At 34.4% G+C, this 14,043-nt stretch carries 10 protein-coding genes; 5 read left to right on the plus strand and 5 right to left on the minus strand.

The genetic code is table 11. From position 1 onward, the window contains the following. Positions 1-90 precede the first annotated feature (90 nt). The 4 genes from KAOT1_RS12205 to KAOT1_RS12225 all read left to right on the plus strand — a co-directional run bounded on the left by KAOT1_RS12205 (position 91) and on the right by KAOT1_RS12225 (position 4,034). Positions 91-1,566 (plus strand): sensor histidine kinase, encoded by a 1,476-nt coding sequence (locus KAOT1_RS12205; protein ID WP_007095130.1) that lies wholly within the window; start codon positions 91-93, stop codon positions 1,564-1,566. Beyond that, positions 1,563-2,246 (plus strand): response regulator transcription factor, encoded by a 684-nt coding sequence (locus KAOT1_RS12210; protein WP_007095131.1) that lies wholly within the window; start codon positions 1,563-1,565, stop codon positions 2,244-2,246. The genes KAOT1_RS12205 and KAOT1_RS12210 overlap by 4 nt, the downstream gene beginning before the upstream one ends. Positions 2,247-2,552: 306 nt before the next feature. Next, the gene (locus KAOT1_RS12220; protein WP_040559521.1) at positions 2,553-3,344 is read left to right on the plus strand and encodes a hypothetical protein; all 792 of its coding nucleotides are present in this window, start codon (positions 2,553-2,555) and stop codon (positions 3,342-3,344) included. A gap of 75 nt (positions 3,345-3,419) precedes the next feature. After that, a complete protein-coding gene (locus tag KAOT1_RS12225; protein ID WP_007095133.1) occupies positions 3,420-4,034 on the plus strand; it encodes a deoxynucleoside kinase in 615 nt (204 codons plus the stop codon). A gap of 80 nt (positions 4,035-4,114) precedes the next feature. Here KAOT1_RS12225 and KAOT1_RS12230 read toward each other — a convergent pair whose 3' ends face one another. Next, positions 4,115-4,360 (minus strand): hypothetical protein, encoded by a 246-nt coding sequence (locus KAOT1_RS12230; RefSeq protein ID WP_007095134.1) that lies wholly within the window; start codon positions 4,358-4,360, stop codon positions 4,115-4,117. Between the two features lie 161 nt (positions 4,361-4,521). Between KAOT1_RS12230 and KAOT1_RS12235 the strand changes: the two genes are divergently transcribed. Further along, positions 4,522-7,026 carry a M48 family metalloprotease gene (locus KAOT1_RS12235; protein ID WP_007095135.1) on the plus strand — a complete coding sequence of 835 codons (2,505 nt, stop codon included), beginning with the start codon at positions 4,522-4,524 and terminating at the stop codon, positions 7,024-7,026. Positions 7,027-7,221: 195 nt separating this feature from the next. Here the strand turns inward: KAOT1_RS12235 and KAOT1_RS12240 are convergent, their stop codons facing one another. The 4 genes from KAOT1_RS12240 to KAOT1_RS12255 form a co-directional block, all read right to left on the minus strand. After that, entirely contained in the window at positions 7,222-9,531 is a 2,310-nt protein-coding gene (locus KAOT1_RS12240; protein ID WP_007095136.1) for a sodium-translocating pyrophosphatase, read from the minus strand. A gap of 117 nt (positions 9,532-9,648) precedes the next feature. Further along, positions 9,649-10,176, minus strand: coding sequence for an inorganic diphosphatase (locus tag KAOT1_RS12245; protein ID WP_007095137.1), 528 nt, complete (start codon positions 10,174-10,176; stop codon positions 9,649-9,651). 264 nt (positions 10,177-10,440) lie between these two features. Next, positions 10,441-12,963: a DUF5686 family protein gene (locus KAOT1_RS12250; RefSeq protein ID WP_007095138.1), complete on the minus strand. Its 2,523-nt coding sequence runs from the start codon at positions 12,961-12,963 to the stop codon at positions 10,441-10,443. 76 nt (positions 12,964-13,039) lie between these two features. Further along, positions 13,040-14,017, minus strand: a complete 978-nt coding sequence (locus KAOT1_RS12255) for a pyruvate dehydrogenase complex E1 component subunit beta (protein WP_007095139.1) — start codon at positions 14,015-14,017, stop codon at positions 13,040-13,042. Positions 14,018-14,043: the final 26 nt, after the last annotated feature.

The following is a 14,043-nucleotide window of genomic DNA, read 5'->3' on the forward strand; positions in this document are numbered from 1 at the left end:
ATTCCTACATGTAGTTTTTTGTTAACGAGTGTTAAGTGATACGTTATTATCGCAAAGAACTTCTTACTTTTGATTTGTAATCACAACAAAATGAAGCAACAACGTTCTTCTTGGATCTTATACGCCATTATCGCTACGATAGCGATCACTATTGCCGTACAGATTTATTGGAATTTTAAAAATTATCAAGTCAACAAACAACAGTTTATCAATCAGGTGCAAATTAGTTTGGATAATGCTGTAGAAGCGTATTATGCCGATTATGCCAAACGCGAAAAAATGATGATGATTACCATGGAAGGCACAAACTCCATGAACAATCCGAAGGTACTTGAGAAGCTCCGCGATGTGAATTTTGATTCTATTTTTGACATAGTAGAACAACGATTTTTTAAGCATTCAGATTCTGTAATTATCGATAAAACCATCCGAGATCATTTTAGCTCTGATTCTTCAGACGTATTGATTGATTTGAAAAAAAAATATTCAGTTCCAAAATTGTTAAGAAATAGAGACAGCATTCGTTTTTTCGATCAAATTTCATCATTATATATTTCAATTTCAGAAGATTCTTTAAATTTTGACAAACTGAAATCATTTTTAGATACTGAATTGAATAGAAAGCAAATAGCCATTCCTTATCAGTTACAATTGTCAATAAATGATAAGATTGTTGGCGAAATTGGAACTGAAAATTTACCCGATAAAGTGCTACAAACTTTTTCAAAATCTGCGTATCAAAAACCTGGAGAAAAGTTGCGCTTGCAATTTGCAAACATTACCAAAACTGTATGGAGAAAAAGCCTGTTAGGCATCTTGTTATCTACTTTTTTATCGCTAGCAATTATTAGTTCTTTATTGTATTTGTTACGTGTTATTCGTCGCCAAAAAGAGTTGGCTGAAATTAAAAATGACTTGATTAGCAATATTACACACGAATTTAAAACGCCCATTACAACGATTTCTACTGCTTTGGAAGCGATTCAACATTTTGGTGCGATTAAAGATCCCGAAAAAACACAAAAATATTTAGCTATTTCTGATAAACAATTGAAAAAGTTACATATCATGGTAGAGAAATTGTTAGAAACAGCTACGCTCGATAGTGAAAAATTGTTATTGAAAAAAGAACAGTTAGACATCGTTGATTTCGTGGAAAAAATAACTGAGAAACAACGGACATTTTCTACAAAGAAAACACTTTCTTTCCGAAGTAATATTGACAGTTTAACTGCTGAGATTGATCCTTTTCATTTTGAAAATTCCATTACGAATCTGATTGACAATGCACTAAAATATGGTGGAAATACGATTGAAGTTAATGTCTCTAAAGTATTAGAAACGATAGAAATTACGGTGACTGACAATGGAAATACGATTGATAAATCGCAACGCGAAAAGATTTTCGATCAATTTTACCGAATTCCGAAAGGAAACACTCACGATGTAAAAGGTTTTGGAATTGGATTGTATTACACGAAAAAAATTATTGAAAAACACAACGGAACGATTCAGTTAGTTCCTGACGCAAATCACACTATTTTTAAAATTAAGCTCATCGGATGAAAAAAAATACGATAAAATTATTGTTGGCAGAAGACGAACCTGCATTGGGACAAATTGTAAAGGAAAGCTTAGAATCACGTGATTTTGAAGTGTTTTTATGTGAAAATGGTGAGGAAGCATGGAGAATTTATCAAAAAGTTCAACCTGAAATTTTAGTGTTGGATGTCATGATGCCGAAGAAAGATGGTTTTACGTTGGCGCAAGAAATCCGACAAGAAAATGCCACGATTCCTATTATTTTTTTAACAGCAAAATCGCAAGTAAAAGATGTGGTAGAAGGTTTTCAACATGGCGGAAACGACTATTTGAAAAAACCATTTAGCATGGAAGAATTGATTGTGCGCATTCACGCCTTGTTAGATCGAATTCATGTAAAACAAGACGAAACGCAAATTCCTATTGGAAAATATATCTTCAATCATACGCAACAACAATTAATTTGGGAAGCAACTCCGATGCAACTCACACACAGAGAATCTGAATTGCTTTTTTACTTATCGAAAAAACGAAATGCAATATTAGATCGTACGTTTATTTTAAAAAAACTTTGGGGCGATGATGATTTTTTTAACGCGCGAAGTATGGATGTTTTTATCACAAAACTCCGCAAGAAACTGAAAAATGATCCTGAAATTCAAATCGTAAATGTGCGTGGTTTTGGGTATAAGTTGATTTGCTAGTTTTTTTTAGATCGCTTTGCTTTTGGATTTGTTTGAGATGTTTTTTACGATTTGTGAAGTTGAAATTGAACTCGAACTCGAAACACCAAAACGTCAGTTCGAGTGTTTTTTCGGAGAGCAACATAGAAAAATGTATCGAAAACTACTCGTTTACGCACATTTTCAAATTAAATCATTATCAAGAAACAAACAGATTGCCACGAATTTATTCAAAATTCTCGCAAAGACGTTTCAGATACATTGATACATTAGCAAATTAATTTATTGTTACATTAAAAACGGTTCATTTTTTGTAATTTGTCAGCCATGAAAGGTTTGATTCTTTTTCTATTTTTAAGTTGCACAGCTTTTGGTCTTGCCCAAAAATCAATAACTGCGACTTTAAAACAGCAAGACACATTGGCTGTCGATCGTTTTGTAGCGATGGATAATTTTGGTGCGAAATATGTTATTCAAAACAATATTCTCATCAAAAGAAAAGATAAAAAAGAATGGCAATACAATAACTTGCAGCTAGGTAAAATTACTTCGGTTGACATTCTAAATCCGCTAAAAATCACCTTATTTTACGAAGATTTTAATACAGTAATTGTGTTAGATAATACATTAAACGAGATTAAACGCACAGACTTTAATGTAATTGAAGATTTTAAAAATTTAGCCGCAGCCACTACCGCAAACGATCGGAATTTATGGATTTTTGACACCAATACGCAACAGTTGGAAATCTTCAACTATGTACAGCAGAAAACTCCAATTCAGAATTTACCCATTCCCGAAAAATTTGTCACGCTCAAAAGTAATTACAATTTTTGTCGTGTACTGACAGAAACTGACATCTATCTGTATAATATCTACGGAAGTTTACTTTCTAAAAAGCCATTGCTTGGCGTGACAGATTTTGACATGACCAATTCAGAAGTGATTTTTTTAAAAGATGAACAACTTTATTATACGCATGAAGACGACGTTTACCTTATAAATTTATCTTCTGATAGAATTGCGATCAAACAGTTTTCGCTTCACGATGATATCTTGTATATTTACGACGGAATTGTATTGTATCAGTTTCAACTAAAAAAACCAACAAAAGAATAAAGAACGAATATTTTTAGAATCGATTGTAAAATCCAGCAGTCTGATTGTAAAGCAAACACCTAATTACAAAATCACATGCACGTTGCAATTGCAGGAAACATTGGCGCAGGAAAAACAACTTTAACGAAACTATTAGCAAAACATTATAAATGGGAACCTCATTTTGAAGATGTAGTTGACAATCCGTATTTGGATGATTTTTACACCCAAATGGAACGTTGGAGTTTTAACCTTCAAATTTATTTCTTAAATAGTCGTTTTAGACAAGTTTTACAGATTCGCGAAAGCGGAAAAAAGATCATACAAGATCGTACCATTTATGAAGATGCGCACATTTTTGCACCCAACCTTCACGCAATGGGTTTGATGACAAATCGTGATTATGAAAATTACCAATCGTTGTTTGAGTTGATGCAAAAATTAGTAGATGCACCAGATTTATTAATCTATTTACGCGCAGATATTTCTACGCTCGTGGCGCAAATTCACAAACGTGGACGCGATTATGAAAACTCCATTAGTATTGATTATTTAAGCAGATTGAACGAACGCTACGAAGCTTGGATTTCAAAATACGATCAAGGGAAACTATTAGTAATTGACGTAGATAATTTAGATTTTGTAGACAATCCTGAAGATTTAGGAAGCGTGATTAACAAGATTGATGCAGAAATTCACGGATTGTTTTAAGAATCCATTTTTATAAAATACAAAGCGGCTGTTTTGGAAAGTTATTTTTTTCAAACAGCCGCTTTGTTATTTTGCAGTTTTTAACAGCCTGTATGACAAGTTCTACAATGTATTGGGTCTGTTAACGGATGAAATGCTGTGATACAATTTCCACAGGTTTGTCCACTACAATTGTTTGAGTAAGTTCCTCCGCTTCCACCGCTTCCTCCGCCACCGTCATCAGTTGTATCATCATATGGCGGTATGTATCCTCCATTTACTTTTGACAGGTCAGAAACTCGATGTTTTCCTAAAACTAATTTTGTGATTAATTTCTTTTTTTTCATGATTTAATAATTCTATGGTTAATATTACTTTTTAAAATACAGAATTATCTAACTAATAATCAGTATTTAACCATACATTTTATACGTGTTTACACGAAAGAACAACAGTTTTGCTAAAAATTGTTTATTTTTCTATTCTAAAAAAAGTCATTCAAACTTCTATGCTCAATTTTTTCAAAGGATCAAAAGACGTACATAAAAAAACGATTGCCAAATTGTATATTTCACATGATTTTTCTGTGTATGATTTACAATCAGTATTGAATTCATTTTTCAAAACCGAATCGCAATCCGATCTTACATTTAAAAGAATTTCCAATGGCTTTTCCGTTGATGTAAACGTAGAAACGAACGAAAAAAAAGGAATTGTGACAGCAACGCGACTGCAATGCATTCAGAATGACCATATCATTTATGTGGTGGCTGAACATGTTGAAATTGATCTTTCTACATATCAAGAAATTAAAAAACCTGCTGATTTTGACTTAAAGAAGCAAGCATTTTTTAAACATTTACAAGATCATTTACTCACACTTCAAAACGATCACTTATACGCGTTAAAAAATGAAGAAGACCTTTCATTTGTTACTTCTTTAGAAAAGGATACTCAAAATTTCATCTTTCATGTATTGAATATTAGAGAATATATTTTGAGCATTTTGGGTGTTAGCGAAGTAACTTTTAATGATTCCGAAAAGGAAAACCCTAAAAATACTTCTTGGTTTTTTGTGTTGACTTCCGAACGAACATTTTTAGTTGGAAAAACACCTGAAGATACTATGATTTTTGAGCCTGTCTCTAATGAAGATTTCTCAATTTTAAAGAAAACAGGAAAAGATTTAATTACGACAGAAAATCTTTCTTTCTATACAGAATTCATGAACGATTCTTTATATACAGAATTGCTATCTGTGATTAAAAATACAGGAAATCGTCTGGGGATTTTTGGCGATATTGTCGTAAAAAAATATCATAAAAAAGAAGCACATTTAGCATTTGCTTCTCGCCTATTTCAATTGCAAAGTACAACCGCCGATTTGTTTATCAACGAATTGAAGGCTGATATGATTTTAGATTTAAGACGCTTAAAAGTAGCAGAGGAACAGCATGAATCTTTACTAAAAACGTTCAAAAAACACGTCAATGCACATGAAAGTTTTGGTGAAAATTTAATCACTATTGTAGAAGATTGGCAACTCTCATTTATAGAACAAAAGAAACTACTGACTGTTTTACAACCATTGCAGAAGAAGGAAACTGCCAAACATACCATTGCGTTTCACGATCATATGTATGCTAAATTTATTGAAAAAGAAAAGAAAAAAGAAGTCGTTTTTGAATTCAATTTGAATTATGCGAAACATTTGAATAATGCAGAACGATTTACAGAAGCAATTTCCTTGTACAGAACGATTTACGAAACACTTCCTGATGATAGTATTGCCGATTTGTTACCAAAAAAAACTACGAATTTATTAGAAGGTGAAGGTGGACGACAGTTAAAAATTACGATTTTAGAAGCCATATTGTACATTCAGAAGCAACTTGATGAAGATGTTTCAAAAACGGAACATCAACTTGCAGAATTGCAACCTTTGGTAGCCAAAAGAATTGATGCGTTGCAATCACATAAAACCTATCAAGATAAAGCAAAAACAATTCAAGAAGTTTTGCACGCAAAGGAATTGACAACAGCAACTATAACACACAGCAATGAATATCAACGCCTTGAAAAAGCGGAAGTTTTAAAAGAAGTTGTACCGAGTTGTTTTAAAAACGCAAAAGGTTTTTTTGACTCTTTAAATAATTTTATTGCGGCGTTAAATCCGCCAGATTACGATTCGGTAATTTCTTTTTCAGATCGATTGAACTCACACAATTATCCAGAAATTATGGAACGTATTACTGCAATTTGTTATGCGTTGCAAATCAATGTTCCTGAGTGTTATATTGGTCGCGGTTCGTATGCAAATTCTGTAATTGGTGTGGAAGGGAAACCATCTTTTTTAATGATTGGAATCGACTTTTTAAATCCTAAACACACTCGTTATTTGGAAGTGAATGCACTAACTTTTTTGATTGCCATTGAATTGGCTCATATGTATTTTGAACATTCTAAAATTACCTCAACCGACGTTTGGCGTGGCGCCGCAGATAAAGGTTTTACCGTAGTGACCATGTTATTAACCGTATTGCCGTTTGTAGGTAATATTGGAAAAATATTTGGAAATGTTGCCAGCGTAGAAAAGTATGGAAAAATCATCAGTCGTGTAGAACAAGTCGCAGATGTTGCCGATAAAGGACAAGGATTTGTGGAAGTAAGTGAGAAATTTAATTTGAATCCTTTTAGTAAAGATAAATCGCAAGCAAATGATTCTGAAAATCTACTGATTACTTCTAGATTGATGGAAATTGTAGCAGATAAAGTTGCGCTGTTATTTTGCAACGATTTAAAAGCTGCTGTAAAAGGTTTGTTAGTCGGATCGAACACGTATGAACAGGATTCTCACATTATTTCGCAATACGGTGTAGAAGCATTTTTAGCGCGTACAAATGAAGAAGGCGAATTTGTGCATCAAGAATTGATTATACGTTTGAAAAGTATGTGTGCTTTTTACTTGTCAGATACTTTTGAAGAATTGAAAGAACAGTTGTATGTTTCTTGAAAATACTATTCCACTTTTAACTTACCATAACGTCTGATCGAGTGACGAATCTGTGATGTATCGGATCTACTTTGATTTTATAATTCTGTTAGTTAAAACAACAGATAACCACAAGTTTCTTCGTTCAATTTTAAACATAAAAAAACCGCAATCGTTACAATTGCGGTTTTTCCCTTCATAAGAAGTCGGTTGTTATTATATATTTTCTTCTTCTAAAGTAACTGCGTTGATCGCTACATTGTCTTTTGTAGTTTCTTCAACATTCACTTGAATTACATTTTTGTTTACTTCTTCTGCGGTTGCAGTATCTTCAGCATGTCCTCCTAAAATCGGCGCGATAACCAATCCGATTAAACAAGTCAATTTGATTAAGATGTTCATTGATGGTCCAGAAGTATCTTTAAATGGATCTCCAACAGTATCACCAGTTACAGCCGCTTTGTGTGCGTCAGAACCTTTGTATGTCATTTCTCCGTTGATTTCTACACCAGCTTCAAAAGATTTCTTAGCATTATCCCAAGCTCCACCAGCATTGTTTTGGAAAATTGCCCAAAGTACACCACTTACGGTAACTCCTGCCATATATCCACCTAACATTTCTGCGATCGCTTTGTTTTCCATTCCAAATGCTAATGGTAAGAAAGCAATTGCCAACGGGAATCCAATAGTTAATAATCCTGGTAACATCATTTCTTTTAAAGATGCTTTTGTAGAAATTGCCACACATTTGTCGTATTCTGGCTTTCCTGTTCCTTCCATAATTCCAGCAATTTCTTTGAACTGACGACGTACTTCGTATACCATTTCCATGGCTGCTTTTCCTACGGCGTTCATTGCTAATGCTGAGAATACTACAGGAACCATTCCTCCGATGAATAACATTGCTAATACTGGTGCTTTAAAGATGTTGATTCCGTCAATTCCTGTAAAGGTTACATACGCTGCAAATAATGCCAACGATGTTAATGCAGCAGAAGCAATAGCAAATCCTTTTCCTGTTGCTGCTGTTGTATTTCCTACTGAATCTAGGATATCTGTACGTTCACGTACAATTGGATCTTGTTCGCTCATTTCAGCAATTCCTCCTGCGTTGTCTGCAATAGGTCCGAAAGCGTCAATTGCCAACTGCATTGCTGTAGTTGCCATCATTGCAGAAGCTGCCATAGCAACTCCGTAGAATCCTGCAAATGCATACGATGCCCAAATAGCAATCGCGAATAATAATACAGATGAGAACGTAGAAATCATTCCTGTTGCCAAACCTGCAATAATGTTTGTTCCTGCTCCTGTACTTGATTTTTGTACAATTTCTAAGATTGGTTTTTTACCTAATCCTGTGTAGTATTCTGTTACTGCCGAGATGACTCCACCAACAACTAAACCTACTAGAGTAGCATAGAATACGCGCATTGAACTAATGCTTTTCATTAAGTTACCACCATCTTCAGCTTCACCAAAGAATGACATGTTCATTGTTTCTGGTAACATGTATTTACATAAACCAAAACAAGCTACCGCTACTAATGCAATTGATGTCCAGTTTCCAACATTCAACGCACCCATAACTTGTGCTTCTTTAGCTTCGTTATTTTTAATTTTTACCAACATTGTTCCGATAACAGAAATGATAATTCCTGCTCCAGCGATTGCCATTGGTAGTAATACAGGTCCAATTCCAGCGAAACCTTCTGCTGTAATATTTCCACCCATATCTTTAATGATATAGTTTCCTAATACCATGGCTGCTAATACCGTTGCAACGTATGAACCAAATAAATCGGCTCCCATTCCTGCTACATCACCAACATTATCCCCTACGTTATCTGCAATGGTTGCTGGGTTACGTGGATCATCTTCTGGAATTCCTGCTTCTACTTTTCCTACCAAGTCAGCTCCAACATCGGCAGCTTTTGTATAGATTCCGCCACCAACACGAGCAAATAATGCGATAGATTCCGCTCCTAATGAGAATCCTGCAAGCGTTTCTAACACAATTGTCATTTGATCTGTATTCGTCCAAGCTCCTCCCATAAAGTAGTGAAAGAAGATTAGGAAGAAAGCGGTAAGTCCTAAAACTGCTAAACCAGCTACTCCAAGTCCCATAACCGTTCCTCCACCAAATGAAATTTTCAAAGCGTTAGGTAAACTTGTACGTGCCGCTTGTGTAGTTCTTACATTTGTTTTAGTAGCGATTTTCATTCCAATATTTCCTGCATATGCTGAAAATACGGCTCCGAAAATAAAAGCAATTACAATCATCCAATGTGTTGTAGGCACAATAAATGAAACTCCTGCAAGTGCGATACTTACGATAATTACGAATATTGCTAGTAAGCGATATTCCGCATTTAAAAAAGCTAATGCACCTTCATATATATGATCTGAAATTTCTTTCATTTTACCGTCTCCGGCATCTTGTTTCATTACCCAAGATTTTTTGATGAGCATGTAGATTAAGCCTAGTGCTGCTGCAACTATTGGCATGTAAATCATCATTGATTCCATATTTGTTTGTTTGATTTGTTATTTAAGCGGCGTAAATGTAACAAAATCAAGCATAAAAAAAAACCTTCTAAATCGATTTCGAAGGCTTTTTATAAATAATTGTAAAGTATTGTTTCTCTATATCGTAAAGTTCCCGTTTTTTTTATGCTCACTTGCTTCGTAACGTTCAATGCATTTATCCACAATTTCATAAGCTTCTTGGGCATTTCCCCAACCACCAACATCAACTTTCTTTTTTTCTAAATCTTTGTATACTTGGAAAAAGTGTGTGATTTCTTTGATTCTGTGTGGATTTAAGTCTTGAATATCGTTGTAACTATTCCAAATTGGATCACTTACAGGAACACATACTATTTTTTCGTCTGGTCCTTTTTCGTCTGCCATATGGAAAACACCAATAGGTTTTACTTCCATTACACACATTGGGAATGTTGGCTCTGTTCCTAAAACTAATACATCTAGCGGATCGCCATCTAGTGCCAACGTTTCTGGAATAAACCCGTAATCCCCAGGATACATCATGGAAGAAAACAGCATTCTGTCGAATCTAATTTTCTTTAAATCAAAGTCATATTCGTATTTGTTTCTACTTCCTTTTGGAATTTCTATCAGTGCATCAAAGGTTATTTTCTCTTTCGCTGTCATATCTTCTTTCTTACGCGTTTTTCTAAAATCGGCTGCAAATTTACATAAAACGTTCAGACTGACCAATGGACTTATATTAATATTTTGTTAGCATTGTGCAATTCTTAGTCAAATTAGAGTATTAAAAAAAGATAAATTTTCAATTGAATATTGATAGCTTCGCTAGTATTTTCTTTTAAGAGAGCTTTCTAAAAGATTTGACAGTAAATAAAAACGGTTACTATTTTTCAATGATAACCAATTAATATTTTGCAGGAAGTATTTTTAAAAATGAAATCCAAAGGCACCTGTAACTCCAAATTGGCGTGCATCAATGTTATTTTTGTAGTTTCCACGGAAGTTAAAGTCAATTCGAAAGACTTTAAAGATGTTTCCAATACCAAGTGAATATTCCCAATATATTTGATTGTTTGGTGCAATTCGTTCTGGAGTAATGCTTCTAAAAGGCAAACTTTGAAACGCAGGAACGTTCATGGCGACATTTTCATCTGAAATGCTCCCCCAAACACCGCGAATTCCCACAATTTCACGCAAGTTTAGTTTACGCAATAGCGGAATTCTTGAAAAAATACGTCCGTTAAAGTTATGTTCTATGTGTAAAGACGTATACGTATCTGTTACAAATTCGTAAAAATTTAACTGTGAAAATGTATTGTGAATAGAGAAATACGCTTGATTTCCTGGCACAACATTTAACAAACTCAATGGAACTGTTCCAAAAGTTTTTCCAGCTTCTAATGTGGTGTATGTTCTACCAAAACCGCCAATTTGAAACGGTTGCCTGTAAAATAATTGCACTCTAGAATAGTTGAAATCGCTGTTAAATAATCCTTCTACTCCACGACTGTAATTGAGGTAAATTCGAGGAAAATCATCATTGACAATTTTTCGTTCTACGCCATGACGAATGGTTTTTCTTCCTGGAGTCATATCAATAGAAAAGTTGACTTCCGATTGTACCAAACGATCATTAATACCATTTGGTGCTTGCGGATCGAGATACGACAAGCTAAACGTCGTTGGTGACGCAGATCGCATGGTTTTATAAGAACTTCCCAAACGCAACGTAATGTTTTTCCATGGTTCCATTTGAACCGCAAACGTCGATAGATTAATGTTTGTCAATCGATCACTATTTCCACTGGCAAATAAAGCAGACGATGCAAAACTTCGTCCTAAAACATTATCATTTACAGTTAAACTCACACCAGTTTGTTCGACATCGCGGCGATTTCCTGCGGAAACAATCAATCGATTTCTTGGGTTTAACAACCACTTTCCAGAAATTCCATATTTAAATCGGTTGTCTTTAAAACCGTACGCGCCATAACCTTCTATTCGCCATTTGTCATTGGGACCAAAATAGGTTCGTCCACCAGCACGCACTCTAATTCCTTCTACATCATTAAATCCAAACGTAGAAAAAATGGGTCCGTAATCAATATTATATTTGTCAAATTCTACATAACCAGAAGCCAAGATGGAAGCCAAACTATACAAACGTTTGAACTTTGGAACTGTTTTTAGTGTGTCAAGCATTTTATAGACACCTTTTTCGTCTTTATTTAATTTTTCTAAACGATTTTCTTCCCAAAAGGCATCATCACGCTCGTAAATTTCTTCGTTAAACGGATTAATTTCTTTTTTATAGAATTCATCTGGTTTTTCTTCATCAAAAACATAATTGTCATACAAAGTTGTTCGTTTTCCGTACACTCCTTTTGACTTTTCTTTCTTTCTCAAAGCAAAATCAGACAACATATAATCGCGCTTTAGCAAAAAGACAGAATCATTCAATACATCAAATTCTTGTTCGATATAAATTTCTTTTACCCAGTTGATATTGGCGCTTTTACTTGCTTGAAGATTTATTTTTTTAATGGCGAACGTAGAATCATTTACCCAAAAATCTCCTTTAAAAGTAAGTTCGTTTTTCCTTCGCGGATAGTACACAATATTGTAACACCATTTGTTGTCAATATACGCCGTATCGACCAACACATAATTATAGGTATTGATTCCTGTGCGCGACAACGGACTTGTAAAACTCTTATCAAAAAACTTTAAGTAATTGTCATAAATATCATAATCGGCATACAAATCTTTAATAAAAGCCGTAATGGTTTCGTTGCTACTAAATCCTGAGTTTTTATTTCCGATTAAATCTTCTTTCTCTTTGTTTTTTATATTATCTCCGTAAACTTTTGAAACGGCTTCGTTGATAAAAATTGGTAAGTATGTTTTTCCTGTAATGCTTGAAGTGTCAATTTCACTAAAGATAAATTCCATGCCACGAAACAGTCTACTTTTCATCATGGCACTATCAATTGTATTTAAATCAAACTCTACTTTTTCATACTTATCGTACGCGTATTGTTTGAATTGCCGAACACCATTGAAACGTTTTCGCTTCCAAATTTTCCGAAGAATGTCAATTGCAGGATTGTTCTTTTTAGGTTGTTTTCCAGAAACGATGACGACAGCATCTAATTTTTCACCATCTTCCAAAACGACTTCCATTTTGTAATTTACCTTCTTGGTCAGTTTCACTTCTTTGGTCGTGTAACCTACAAAAGAGAACACTACGGTGTCATATGTTTCGTCAGATTCTAAATAAAAACGACCATCTTCATTAGAAATTGTTCCTTGTATAGAATTCTTAAAAACTACGTTGGCAAAAGGTATTGGTTCACCTGATGCATCTTTGATAACTCCACTTACTTTCGTTTGTGCAAATCCAGTATAGCTGCATAAGATGGCTAAAAAACAATATAGTGTAGACTTCAATTTTTTATCTTTTTAAAAACAAAAACTTCATCAACAAACATGCCGATGAAGTTTTTATAACGTTAAAAGTACAATTTTATTTGTACATAACTTTCTTTACAGCTTTGATAACATCGTTTTTATTTGGCAACCATTCTTCCAATAATGCTGGAGAATATGGTGCTGGCGTATCTGCTGTATTTATTTTTTGAATTGGCGCATCTAAATAATCAAAAGCCTGTGCTTGTACTTGATATACAATTTCTGTAGAAACATTTCCAAACGGCCAAGCTTCTTCCAAAATTACCAATCTATTTGTTTTCTTTACGGATGTTAAAATTGCATCATGATCCATTGGTCGAATGGTACGTAAATCGATCACTTCACAAGAAATTCCTTCTTCTGCTAATTCATCAGCCGCTTTGTACGCTTCTTTGATAATTTTACCAAAAGAAACAATAGTTACATCATCTCCTTCACGTTTTATATCTGCAACTCCTAATGGAATTGTATATTCCCCTTCAGGAACTTCACCTTTATCTCCATACATTTGCTCAGATTCCATAAAAATAACAGGATCATCATCTCTAATAGATGATTTCAATAATCCTTTGGCGTCATATGGATTTGAAGGAACAACCACTTTTAAACCTGGACAGTTTGCATACCAACTTTCAAAAGCTTGTGAGTGCGTTGCAGCTAATTGCCCCGCAGAAGCTGTAGGACCACGAAAAACAATAGGAATATTCAATTGTCCGCCTGACATTTGACGCATTTTTGCTGCATTATTGATAATTTGGTCAATTCCTACCAATGAGAAGTTGAACGTCATAAACTCAATAATAGGTCTGTTTCCGTTCATCGCAGAACCAACTCCAATACCTGCAAAACCTAATTCTGCAATTGGCGTGTCAATAACTCTGTCTGCTCCAAACTCGTCAAGCATTCCTTTAGAAGCTTTGTAAGCTCCGTTATATTCGGCAACTTCTTCTCCCATTAGGTAAATGCTATCGTCAGTGCGCATTTCTTCGCTCATAGCTTCAGCTACCGCTTCTCTAAACTGTATTGTTCTCATACAATTGATGTTATTTTTAAAAAAGT

The organism is Kordia algicida OT-1 (assembly GCF_000154725.1).
In the GTDB taxonomy this organism is placed as follows: domain Bacteria; phylum Bacteroidota; class Bacteroidia; order Flavobacteriales; family Flavobacteriaceae; genus Kordia; species Kordia algicida.

Excerpts from the sequence above, each read along its gene's own strand:
- KAOT1_RS12205 (WP_007095130.1), top strand. The coding sequence starts at position 91 with ATGAAGCAACAACGTTCTTCTTGGATCTTATACGCCATTATCGCTACG.
- KAOT1_RS12210 (WP_007095131.1), top strand. The coding sequence starts at position 1,563 with ATGAAAAAAAATACGATAAAATTATTGTTGGCAGAAGACGAACCTGCA.
- KAOT1_RS12220 (WP_040559521.1), top strand. The coding sequence starts at position 2,553 with ATGAAAGGTTTGATTCTTTTTCTATTTTTAAGTTGCACAGCTTTTGGT.
- KAOT1_RS12225 (WP_007095133.1), top strand. The coding sequence starts at position 3,420 with ATGCACGTTGCAATTGCAGGAAACATTGGCGCAGGAAAAACAACTTTA.
- KAOT1_RS12230 (WP_007095134.1), bottom strand. The coding sequence starts at position 4,360 with ATGAAAAAAAAGAAATTAATCACAAAATTAGTTTTAGGAAAACATCGA.
- KAOT1_RS12235 (WP_007095135.1), top strand. The coding sequence starts at position 4,522 with ATGCTCAATTTTTTCAAAGGATCAAAAGACGTACATAAAAAAACGATT.
- KAOT1_RS12240 (WP_007095136.1), bottom strand. The coding sequence starts at position 9,531 with ATGGAATCAATGATGATTTACATGCCAATAGTTGCAGCAGCACTAGGC.
- KAOT1_RS12245 (WP_007095137.1), bottom strand. The coding sequence starts at position 10,176 with ATGACAGCGAAAGAGAAAATAACCTTTGATGCACTGATAGAAATTCCA.
- KAOT1_RS12255 (WP_007095139.1), bottom strand. The coding sequence starts at position 14,017 with ATGAGAACAATACAGTTTAGAGAAGCGGTAGCTGAAGCTATGAGCGAA.